The 11647-nt window shown below is 56.4% G+C and carries 9 protein-coding genes; 6 read left to right on the forward strand and 3 right to left on the reverse strand.

The window, feature by feature from the left end; genetic code table 11:
• The first annotated feature begins 240 nt into the window (after nt 1-240).
• Complete coding sequence (locus AABO57_11510) at nt 241-1797, forward strand: serine hydrolase domain-containing protein (GenBank protein MEK6286359.1); 1557 nt, start codon at nt 241-243, stop codon at nt 1795-1797.
• Between the two features lie 380 nt (nt 1798-2177).
• Here the strand turns inward: AABO57_11510 and AABO57_11515 are convergent, their stop codons facing one another.
• Nucleotides 2178-4634: a protein kinase gene (locus AABO57_11515; GenBank protein MEK6286360.1), complete on the reverse strand. Its 2457-nt coding sequence runs from the start codon at nt 4632-4634 to the stop codon at nt 2178-2180.
• Between the two features lie 275 nt (nt 4635-4909).
• On the opposite strand from AABO57_11515, the gene AABO57_11520 reads away from it, so the two are divergent.
• Entirely contained in the window at nt 4910-6403 is a 1494-nt protein-coding gene (locus AABO57_11520; protein MEK6286361.1) for a pyridoxal-dependent decarboxylase, read from the forward strand.
• 69 nt (nt 6404-6472) lie between these two features.
• Here AABO57_11520 and msrA read toward each other — a convergent pair whose 3' ends face one another.
• Nucleotides 6473-6943 carry a peptide-methionine (S)-S-oxide reductase MsrA gene (gene msrA, locus AABO57_11525; GenBank protein MEK6286362.1) on the reverse strand — a complete coding sequence of 157 codons (471 nt, stop codon included), beginning with the start codon at nt 6941-6943 and terminating at the stop codon, nt 6473-6475.
• A gap of 338 nt (nt 6944-7281) precedes the next feature.
• Here msrA and AABO57_11530 point away from each other — a divergent pair, with 338 nt between their 5' ends.
• From AABO57_11530 to AABO57_11545, 4 genes are all read left to right on the forward strand, one after another.
• On the forward strand, nt 7282-8001 hold the full coding sequence (locus tag AABO57_11530; protein MEK6286363.1) for an OmpA family protein: 720 nt from the start codon (nt 7282-7284) through the stop codon (nt 7999-8001).
• Nucleotides 8002-8188: 187 nt separating this feature from the next.
• Nucleotides 8189-8740, forward strand: coding sequence for a macro domain-containing protein (locus AABO57_11535; GenBank protein MEK6286364.1), 552 nt, complete (start codon nt 8189-8191; stop codon nt 8738-8740).
• A 15-nt stretch (nt 8741-8755) separates the two neighbouring features.
• Nucleotides 8756-9244 (forward strand): NUDIX domain-containing protein, encoded by a 489-nt coding sequence (locus tag AABO57_11540; GenBank protein ID MEK6286365.1) that lies wholly within the window; start codon nt 8756-8758, stop codon nt 9242-9244.
• Nucleotides 9241-9741, forward strand: a complete 501-nt coding sequence (locus AABO57_11545; protein MEK6286366.1) for a tRNA (cytidine(34)-2'-O)-methyltransferase — start codon at nt 9241-9243, stop codon at nt 9739-9741. The genes AABO57_11540 and AABO57_11545 overlap by 4 nt, the downstream gene beginning before the upstream one ends.
• 168 nt (nt 9742-9909) lie before the next feature.
• Here the strand turns inward: AABO57_11545 and AABO57_11550 are convergent, their stop codons facing one another.
• Nucleotides 9910-11586, reverse strand: coding sequence for a S8 family peptidase (locus AABO57_11550; protein MEK6286367.1), 1677 nt, complete (start codon nt 11584-11586; stop codon nt 9910-9912).
• Nucleotides 11587-11647: the final 61 nt, after the last annotated feature.

Here is an 11647-nt window from a genome sequence, read left to right on the forward strand (position 1 = left end):
AGTTTCCTTCTCCCCGAAATCTTTATCTCGCAAGAAACAAGTTCTCGATGGTGGCGATGATGGAAACGTGTACGCTAAGTTTGAGGAGGAGTCAACGGTGTTGTGGCGGGTTGGCTGAGCTGGTGAGGTTGCTTGACACTCCAGCCCATGGGTACTATCCTGCGGCCTGATTGATTAATCGGACCTAGGCGGCATCTCCACGACCTCTCGAAGCTACGCTGCCCCAAGCGGAGGTGACTCATGATCAAGAGAACGTTGATTATTGTCGGTTTGTTGTTTGGGCTGATCCCGCCCGTGGGGCCGTTGCGTGCACGCGGTAGCTCGGAAAGCGAAGCGCCATCGGCCCTTCAAGACATCTGTGAGGCAGCTCCGTGCAGGAATCAGATCGAGGAACGGCTCAGGTGTTACGCACCGCCCCCAGCTCACGCGGCGCCGGGCTACGCCCTGGCGATTCTCAAGAACGACGAGATCTTCTTCAGAAGCGTCTTTGGCCTCGCGAACCTGCAGTCTGAGATACCGATCACGATCGATACCGTTTTTGATCTGGCCTCCCTGACCAAACAGTTTACTGCCGCGGGAATACTGATGCTTATGGAGGACCCCAACATCAAAATCAAGGGCAACGAGGGCGACGAGCGACTGAGTGTTGGAACTTTTCTTTCCACGATTTTTCCCGGTTTTCCCGCGTCTGCGAACATTACGATCGGGGATTTGCTCACCCACCAATCGGGCCTTCCCGACTATTTTGAGTTGGGCAAGAGAGAACTTAAAAAGCGGCATAAATTCGACGTGGAAAAAGCATTCGAAAAGGAAGGTTCGCCAAGCTGGTACCAAAACTTCGAGCACCGCAGGCCTGCCCTTGAAGTTACGAATGAACAAGTGCTCGAGATGATAAAGAACGCCGAACCTCGCAGAAGAAAAAAGCCCGGTACCATATTCGAATATTCAAACTCGGGGTACGTTGTACTGGCGCAGATAATTGAAAAACTTTCGGGTAAAACCTACAAGCAATTCATGCAGGAGAAGATATTCAACCCACTCGGAATGACGAACACGACGGTGCTCGACGAGAGCGTAGACCGGACAGAATCAGAGCGCATTGCCGCCCTACACGCACTTCCGTACGGCCGGCACAAAAATAAGTATTTTCTTATGGACGACTACACGCCGCTGAACTTTGTTCACGGAGACGGCAACATACATTCAACGCTTAACGATATGATCATCTGGGTAAAGGCCATAGATAAAGTCGTACATGGGCTGCCCGGGGCGTTACTGAAACCATCGACACTGCTGGAGGCCTTCAAGCCCCAGCCGTTAAGAAACAACCCCGCCCGGGCCGAAGCCGAAACGCCTCCGCCGTATGGGTTTGGCTGGTTTGTGGCCACCAAGGAGACGCGGCAGTCTATGAATATGCAGACAGTGAGCCGCGCGAACGCCAGATCGCCGAGGCAATCTTCGAGAAATACGAGAATCGCGAATGAGAAGACCATTCAGGTCGTCTATCACGGAGGCGACTGGCCGGGCTTCCATTCGTACATGCTGTACGGGCGGATAGACGAGCCTGGCAAACCCACTTGCGAACTCACTTTGGTCCTGCTGTCGAATTTCGAACCCGCCGAGCATGATCGCGTTCAGAATAGACTCTGTCACCTAGCCAGAGAACTTTCGAGATTATTCTGGGGAGATGACAAGGACGTCAATATCCTTTTGGACGACGCTCAAATTTTCTGCTTAACGAAACCCAATCCGAAGTGCCCTAAAGACCTGGCTTCGTGCGATAAGAGCGTGCACTAGAAAGAAGTCGGCCACAGTGCAGGTGAATAGATGTGCTTTGGAAAGGCTCTAGCCAAAAGTTGTTGACAATGTAAAGCAAAGAATATATAAAAAGCGCAGTATCTTGTATACCGGCCGAGGTTGTACACAAGAGACTACTGATCCCAATATCTTGTGCGCACCATGCGCGAAAGGAGATTGAGCCTATGGTACTCAAGAGCAGCACTGGGGGCGGAAAGAAGAAGACAACCAAGAAGAGCACTAAGAAAGCGGGCACCAAGAAGAGTGCCAAGAAGAGGTAGATGACCTCAGTTAACGTAAAAAGAAAACGTGTTCCGTAAAAAGGGGGACGGCGTAGCCATCCCCCCTTCTTTCTGCGGAGTATATTGTTGTAAGCCAGATCAGTTCGGCAGCCCGATGCGACGTAATAGCTCGGCGAAGCGGGGGTCCGCCCTCAGACTGTCTAAGCGCGGGTCTACTTTGATCTCGGTCACTACGGCGTGGCGCTTCTCAACCCCGTTCTGAAGAACCTCGATCGCTCGGTCTTTATCTCCAAGTCGCGTGTAAAGGATGGCCATTTCCTTCGACAAGAATTGAACGCCCTTTTCGAGGCTGTTCAATTGTGCGGCAATCTTTTGCGCTTCGTCTTTTCTTCCCACCGCAGCATAGGCTTGGCCGAGCACACTCGTGATTTCGTAGTCATCCGGCGAAAGGGCGTGGACGCGCTCGAGCTCAGCTATCGCCTCGCCGTACATCCCCTTTTCGATATACACCTCAGCCAGATGTGTATAGACCACAAGGTACGCGGGATCGATCTCTAAAGTCTTCTTGAACTGTTCGATAGCCTGGTTGTAGCGACGGGCGAAGAACAACATGATCCCATAGTCTTTGTTGATACCCCGCGAGAGCGGGTCGAGATCACGCGCTTGTTGAATCTGGCCGAGCGCCTCATCCATCCTTCCGGTAAGCATCAAGTGCAGAGCGTACCAGTGATGAGCGGTGGGGTAATTTGGGTTGAGCTCCAGCGCCCTCTTGAATTCGCTCTCAGCGCGGTCCCATTCCCAGTAGTATCCTGTATTGGTTGCCGCCAGAGACGTATGAGCTTCGGCTACTTTCTCGTCGATCTCCAGAGCCTTCATCACCTCTGTCCTGGCTTTCGGATAGCCATCGCTTGGTGGCATGAACCCGTAATCGCTAAGCAGTATGTAGCAGTCTGCGATGCCCGTGTAAGCCAGCGCGTACTTCGAGTCAATCGAGATTGCCTGTTGGAAAAATTCTATCCCCTTCTTAAGCCCCTCTTCATTCCTCTTGTTCCAGTGATAACGCCCCTTCAAATATGCCTGGTACGCTTCCGCGCTGTCAGTACGCTGCCTGCCGAGTATTTCCATATCCGAGCCGGTCAACGTCATTCGAAGCTTCTCGGAAATCTCTCGGACAATCTCACTCTGCAGTGCCAGAAGCCCCGAGACTTTGCGTTCGTATCGCCCCCCCCCAATATGGCTGTTGTCCGATACCTTGACCAGCTCGGTGATGATAGTAAGCGTGTCTCCGCGCTGAGTGATCGTGCCCACCAGTACCGTGCGCACTCCCAGCTCGCGTCCCACCGTTTGCGCATCGGCATCTTTCCCCTTGTAGCGAAAGACCGAGCTACGCGCGATCACCTTCAGTTTCGGCAACTGTGAGAGGCTGTCGATGAGGCTCTCTGTTATTCCGTCGCTCACGTATTCCCGGTCCGGATCGGCCATAACTCTCGGGTCCGAACTGGTATATGTGAAAGGCAGGACCGCGAGGGAATCGCCTGCGGCGAAGAAGAAGAAATAGGAGCCAATTCCCACAGCGGCAACGACGACAACCGCCAGGGCAATGAGCATCGCTCGCTTGCGACTCCTAACCTCGGGGACGCCGAAGCTGGAGGCGGGCGAGATCCCGCCGGTTGAAACTGCTCGCCTCAATCCTGAGGTTACAGATCCCGGATAGCCGGAGTAGGAACGCTCCAACTTCTCTTCGAAGGCAAGTTCACTCATCAGATTCTTCAGATCGACCTGCAGATCCTTTGCCGTTTGATATCGTTCCTCGGCGTCTTTACACAGCGCCTTGTTGATAATTCTTTGCATCTCCGGCGGCGCATTTTCGGTGTAGCGGGCCAGCGGGGGCGGCTCGCGCGTCAGTATCTCTGAGATGGTCACGGTTGCGCTGTCATTGAAGAACGGACGGCGCCCGGTCACCAATTCATATAGCACAACGCCCAGACTGAATATGTCACTACGAGCGTCGATTTCTTCTCCTCTGACTTGCTCGGGTGACATATATGGAACCGTTCCGATAACCATTCCAGGCTCAGACAACAGGGTTTCGGTCGCGGCCGCGCTCTCCAGCGTGAGTTTTGTGCCGACTATCTTAGCCAGACCGAAGTCGAGCAGCTTCACATGGCCTCGCGCGGTGATCATTATGTTTTGAGGCTTGAGATCGCGATGGATGATCCCTTGCGAGTGCGCTTCGCCTAACGCATCGGCGACCTGATAGGCGACTTGCAAACATTCGCGAAGGTCTAACGGCTTTCGACGATTTCTTTCATAGACGTTTTCACCCTCGACGTACTGCATCACAATGAAGTTGCCGCCTTCGCATTCACCGACTTCGTATACGGAGCAGATGTTTGGATGGTCGAGCGTCGCTGCTGCCCGTGCTTCCCTGATTAGCCGCCTGGTGACTTGTTCGTTTTTGACTAGTTCCTCCGGGATGAACTTGATTGCGACCTTGCGGCTCAGTCTGGTGTCTTCTGCAAGGTAGACCTCTCCCATTCCGCCCTGTCCGAGCTTCCTGATAATCCGGTAATGACCTATTGTTTCTGATAGCATTCGGGCGCCGCGAAAGCTCTGATTCTAGCACTGATCGATTGGTTGTTGTACTGGCGTCAAGCTTCGGTCCATCGAGGCCAGGTGTAGCCGGGAGTTTCACGGCAAGCTGCGGATAGATTCTGCCCGGCTTTGAGTCTAATATTGGCGGACCGACGACCGATGACGGCTGACCGGCTCTGTGGTGTCTTGATCGCTCTTCGGTCGACGGTCTCCGTCGTGTACTCGCCCGGTCGTCCGTCTGCGGTCTGCGCGTCGAAGGATAGGAGAGTCTTGAATTGGAGCGTGACAGGACGACTATGGATGACCGCGCCGTTGAAGAAACGCTCGACCCGAAGGACTGGGACGAGGTTCGCTTGCTTGGCCACCGCATGATCGACGACATGTTGGATTACCTCTCGGCGTTGCGCGATAAGCCTGTGTGGCAAGCCGTCCCCGAAAACGTGAAACACAACCTTGAACGGCCGCTGCCGAGAGAACCGGAAGGCGCCGCTGCTGTGTATCAAGAGTTCGTTCAAAACGTGCTGCCATACACGAATGGCAACCGTCATCCCAGGTTCTGGGGATGGGTGCAGGGCAACGGCACGCCGTTGGGGATGCTTGCCGATATGCTCGCGTCGGGGATGAATCCTCATATGGCTGGGTTCGATCAAGCCCCGGTGTTGGTAGAGAACCAGGTGCTCGCCTGGCTGACGGAGTTGATGGGGATGCCTGAAGCAACCGGCGGGATATTGACGGGCGGCGGCACGATGGCGAACGTCACGGGTCTGGTTGTTGCTCGCCATGCAAAGGCAGGCTTCGATGTGCGAGAGCGTGGGCTTCAAGGCGGCGGTCAACCGATGTTGATGCTCTACGGCTCGACTGAAACACACGGCTGGGCGCAGAAAGCTGCTGAGTTGATGGGGCTCGGTAACCGCGCGTTTCGCCGCGTCGCCGTCGACGAGAACTTTCGAGTTGACCTGTCAGCTCTTCGACGAGCCATCGATGAAGACCGGCAGTCGGGGCTCAGACCCTTTTGCGTCATCGGGAACGCCGGCACTGTTAATACCGGAGCGATTGATGACCTCGCCGCGCTCGCGAGGATCTGCCGCGAGGAGGAGCTATGGCTTCACGTTGATGGAGCGTTCGGCGCGCTTGCGAAGATAGTGCCCTCGCTCGAATCGCTGGTGGCCGGCATCGAACTGGCTGACTCGGTTGCATTTGATCTTCATAAGTGGATGTACCTGCCTTTTGAAGTTGCGTGCGTGCTGGTTCGCGACCCGAAAGCGCATCGCGACGCATTCACCCTCACTCCGAGCTATCTCGCCGAAACGTCAAGAGGCGTGATAGCGGGCGGTTTGCCATTCGCCGAGCGCGGGCTCGAGCTTACCCGCAGCTTCCGCGCGCTCAAAGTGTGGATGTCGTTCAAAGCGCATGGGATCGACGCCTTCGCCCGTCTGATCGAACAGAACATAAATCAGGCTCGCTACTGCGCGGATCTGATCGAAGCGCATGCCGATCTCGAGTTAGTCGCGCCAGTGCCGCTCAACATCGTCTGTTTTAGATTCGCTCCGAGAGATGCCCCGCGCGACATTCTCAATCGGGTAAACGAAGAGATTCTCTTGAGAATACAGGAGAGCGGTTTGGCGGTGCCGTCGAGCACGACGATAGGCGACGCGTTCGCGCTGCGCATCGCCATCACTAACCATCGGAGCAAGCGGGAAGACTTCGATCTGCTCGTTGAAGCAGTCTCAGGAATCGGGCACGCGGTAGTATTCGAGTCGAGGCGCTAGTCTAGTGACAACGTCAGCGCTTGTTGAGGAGCTCCAACGCCTTTAGATAAGCATGATCGCCGGTCCGGCTCATACCCGACAGTGAGCTACTCCGCGTTTCTCGAAGTACTGTTGGTGATAATCCTCTGCCGGCCAGAACTGCGAGGCAGGCGTGATTTCGGTGACGATCTCTCGCGAGTGTTTGCCGGACCGTTGAAGGTTCTCTTTTGAGGCTCGCGCAGCAGCTTCTTGTTCCGGGCTGTGAAAAAAGATGGCCGAGCGGTACTGCGAGCCGACGTCCGGGCCTTGTCGATTGAGCGTCGTCGGATCGTGAACCTCCCAGAACACATTGAGCAGTTGATCATATGAGACAAGGGCCGGGTCGTAGGACACTTCAACGCTCTCTGCGTGCCCGGTTCCGCCTGAGCACACATCTCTGTAGGTTGGGTTGTCGAACGATCCACCTGCGTAACCGACGCGGGTCGATGCAACGCCTTCGACCTCGCGAAACGCTGCTTCGACTCCCCAGAAGCAGCCCGCTCCAAAAGTCGCAATATCCATTTTTCAACTCACTTTCTACCGCAAGCCAAACGTCATTATCGCTGAAGCAAGGCTCGGAAATTCTTACACAGCGCTCGGTAATCTTTACGTTTATTTGCATCGCTGCTTATTTCAGCTTGATCCATTATGCCTTATTTTGCGGGCGGTTCCTACATCTCAGTTGACCCTCCGTGGCGGCATAACGATTGCAGAATCGGCTCTGGGGCAGAGATACGGGTGATGATAAGTCACTTCCGGTCTCTTATGCGGTTATCGTGGTGAGGACGATAACCACAATAGGCGATGCGGATTCTCTGCGTCGCCTTTTTAAATTCTATTCAGTAGTGGGAGATGAAAACATGAAAAGCAGGTTCACGATCTTGATAGCGTTGACCACCGTTGTGACATTTAGCTCAATTGGGTGCGCCACCAAGAAGTACGTGCGCAACCGGGTGAGCGAGCGAGTGACCCCGCTTGAACAACGCACCGGCGAGTTGGAAGAGACTTCCCGCCGCAACAGCCAGGACATCGGGCGGCTCTCGACTGACATAACCGACGTGCGAGGCCGGGCAGAACGCGCGCAGGCGCAAGCGGACACCGCCCTGACCCGCGCCGATGAAGCGAACAGTCGCGTAAACGGAGCCGAGCAATCCGTCAACGACCTCCGGACAAACCTGGACAACTACACTCTTCAGAACACAGCCGGTGTGCATTTCAAGTTCGACAGCTACGAGCTGGCGCCTGAAGCCATAGAGTCGCTCGATCAGTTGGCGGCGCAGATCAAGGACCGCAACAACTTCATCCTGGAGATCCAGGGCTTCGCCGATTGGATTGGCAAGGACGCCTACAACGATCAGCTAACGCAGAAGCGCGCCGACGCCGTTCGCCGCTACCTGGCCGAGAAGCACAACATCGCGCTGTTCAGGATGCACATACTTGGATTCGGTGAGATGCGCCCCGTAGCCGACAACAAGACCCGTGAAGGCCGCGCGGAGAATCGCCGGGTCGAGATTCGATTGCTGACTCGCAACATCGCCAGCGGAGCTACCGCGCAGACGAAATCAGCAACCCAACGTTAGTCCTCGCTCTCGTGATCGAACGGCTAGAACCCCAGCCCTTGATCAAGCCCCCGACGCAAGGCGGACCCGTAGGAGGGTCCGCCCTTTGTTTTGGGGTGCGCCCGCCAGCCGCGAGGCTCCCTCCTGCCCAATCTCGCCTTGACGTGATCGAGTCGCCGGTCAAAGAATCAAATACTTGGTTCACGTTATGATTATTGAGGTTCGAAAAGGCGACATCACCAGCCAGCCCGACATCGACGCGATCGTCAACGCAGCCAACACCGAGCTATGGCTTGGCTCTGGCGTTGCGGGAGCGATCAGCGCTCGCGGCGGCCCGCAGATCGAGCGCGAAGCCGTCGCTCAAGGCCCTATTCGTTTAGGCGAAGCGGTCGCAACCACGGCCGGCAGCCTTCCAAACAAATTCGTCATACACGCCGCAGCGATGGGTTACCGCGAAGAAGACCGCGCCGTGCCCAAGCGCGCCGGCTCGCTTTCGAGTGAGGCCATCATCCGCAACGCCGCGATCAACAGTCTCTCGATTGCCGACAACTTGGGGTGCAAGTCAATCGCGTTTCCTGCGCTTGCCACCGGCGTGGGCGGGTTCCCGGTGGATGAATGCGCGCAGGTGATGATCAAGGCGGCAAAGGTCTACGCCAGTCAGCATCCGCAATCTAAAGTCGAGCGGGTGATATTTGTTTTATTCACTACGAACGATTTTCAAGTCTTCGAGCGAGAGCTGGAACGGATCGACAGAAGCTAACTCCGGGGAGAGCGCGTGGCAAGTTCCAAATCCAAGCCGGCGAAGACTCACTGCTACGAGCACCCTCGCCCCGCGCTCACCGTCGACATCGTGCTCTTTCATCGCTCCGGAAACACAACAAACGTACTGTTGATCAAGCGGGCTCGCGAACCTTTCAAGGGCCGCTGGGCTTTCCCCGGCGGCTTCGTCGACAAGGACGAGGCGTTGGAAGAGGCGGCCGCTCGCGAGCTACTCGAAGAGACTGGACTTACGGGCATTCATCTCGAGCAGATTGGCGCGTTCGGAGGCCCGGGACGCGATCCTCGAGGGCACACCGTGAGCGTAGTCTTCTCCGCAGTGCTTGATGACCGCCTCCACGCCAGCGCTGCTGATGATGCGGCCGACGCCGCGTGGCATTCAGCGCTTCGGCCGCCGAAGCTCGCCTTTGACCACAAGCAGATTCTCAGCTTAGCTCTGAAACGCATTAGTGGAGGCTCGCTGTGGCGGAACAAAAGCTCGAGATGACCGGCGTTTCTGAGAACTTATCCGCGCGTTTGAACCCCGATTCGGCGCGGCTACACGTTGCGTTGATCGAGCCCGAGATCCCGCCTAACACCGGAAACATCGCGCGGTTATGCGCGGCTACCTTTACGCCCTTGCACCTTGTTGGCAAGCTCGGGTTTCGCACCGACGACAAGGCCGTGCGGCGCGCCGGCCTCGACTATTGGGGCGAGGTCGAGATTCACTATCAGTTGAACGTCGAGGCGCTTTACGAGGCGCTGCCTGGTAGCCGGTTTCTGTATTTCACCACGAAGGCCGATCGCGTCTACACCGGGGTTCAGTACGCGCTCGGCGATTGTCTGGTTTTTGGGAACGAGACCCGAGGTCTACCTGAAGAGTTGCTGCGCGCAAACTGGGATCGCGCGCTTAGGATTCCGATGTCCAACCGGCGCGTGCGCTCACTCAACCTGGCGACGTCCGTAGGGATCGTGCTTTATGAAGCGCTGCGGCAGTTGGAGTAGCTCAGACTTCAGTCTGTAATCCTTGCGGCCCGGATCTGCCGAACGCGTAAGACTGATCCTACGACCCTCGTTGGAGCGTCACAAACGAAGGGCGCCCGCGAAAGGGCGCCCTTGAGAGATGTATTCAGAATGATCGGCGTACACAGACTAATAAAGTCTGCGCTACTCTCAGAATCTCGTCGTGTAGAACTTCGGCGATCGTTGACCGGTCGACGGATTGAGGACAGCGATGCCGACTTGAACCCCAGCCGGGAACGTTCTCTTCAAAGGCTTCTTGCCCAGGTCGGCGGTTAACTGAGTCAACGAGCCGTTTGCCAATGCGAACGAATGATCGTAGCTGACCGTCGGAAGCGGCGTGTCATCGACCTCGATCACTGCCGAACCGTCTACAAACCCGAAGCCGTTGATTGTCACCACTTTCTTGGCAAACTGCACTCCAAGCACGACCGGTGCCTGCACAGGCGCGATCCTGCCTGTCAGCGCGGAGTAGGCGCTCGCTCGTCCTGAGCCCGCAACCTTGGACACGAGCGAGGGCAGCGGCTCAGACGTAGCGATGATCCGCTGCTTCACCTGCTTCGGCGTGAGTGACGGATCTTGCGACCACAGCAACACAGCTATCCCGGCAACATAAGGCGACGACATCGACGTGCCCTGTAGCCTATCGTAGGCGCCGTTGGGCGCGAACGGGCTGCGTGGCAGCGTGCTGACGATCGCAACGCCCGGTGCAGCAACGCTCACCGAGCTGTGGCCTGTGTTTGAGAAGTAAGCCAGACCCCCGCCCTGATCTACGGCGGCAACCGACATGGCTCCCGATAGGTCTGCGGAATAAGCCGCGGGATAGGTGGGTTTTTCCTCAATGTTGTTACTCTCGTTTCCTGCGGCGCACACGAACAGGATGCCGGCAGCGTTCGCTGCAGCGATCGCGTCCCGAAGCGACTGCGAGGGGTCGCCGCCCCCGAAGCTCGCGTTGATCACCCTTACGTTAACACCGCGGTTCCTAATATCGATCGCATAGTTAATTCCTCGAACGGCGCCCGAGGTCGAGCCACCGATCCTGCCGTCCGATTGAATACCCAGGAACTTCAGCGACATAAGCTTGACGTGCCAGGCGACTCCGGTCACCCCTTTGCCATTGTTGCCGACCGCTCCTATAGTTCCCGCGACGTGAGTACCGTGAAAATCCTCGCTGCTCGATTTGAAGGTCTGGTTATTTTTATCCCGAAAGTTCCACCCATTGATATCGTCGGCGAAACCGTTGCCGTCATCGTCCACGCCGTTGCCCGAAATCTCCAGCGGATTCACCCACGCGTTTGCCGCAAGGTCTTCGTGCTGAAGGTCAACGCCCGCGTCCAGCACCGCAGCCACTACGTTGTCGCTGCCCGTGGTCATGTCCCATGCCTGTGTCGCATCTATGTTCGGAGTTTGCTGGCCAGGGTCACCGAAGCTGGATAACCCCCACATCTGGGTAAAGTAAGGATCGTTGGGAACTGTGTCCGTAGCGTAGACGAGGTAGTCGGGCTCAGCGTACTCGACTCGCGGGTCTTCCTTTGCACGGCGAACCGCTTCTTCTACAGACACACTTTTGTTGAGATGGATCAACTGGATGTCGGCGCGTCTTCGAATGGTCAAAGTCTCGGCCCTTACGCCGGGCGCCCGAACTATCTCCTCGGCCATCTGGTCGGCATCGGGAGCCGGCTCGGCCTGGGCTTTGAGTTTGACCAGGATCTGGTCGTCGACATAAAGCTGTCGACGGTCTTCACGCCGTTGCGAATAGACATTCGTTCGGGGAATAAGAATTAGGGAGAATAGGATAAGGCACGCGCTAATTGCTAAGAGTTTTCTCAAATTCACTACCTCTAGATTAGACTAGCGAGACGCCCAGCCGGGGCTCGTTCAACTTGGGAGT

This window comes from Acidobacteriota bacterium (assembly GCA_038040445.1).
In the GTDB taxonomy this organism is placed as follows: domain Bacteria; phylum Acidobacteriota; class Blastocatellia; order UBA7656; family UBA7656; genus Onstottus_A; species Onstottus_A frigus.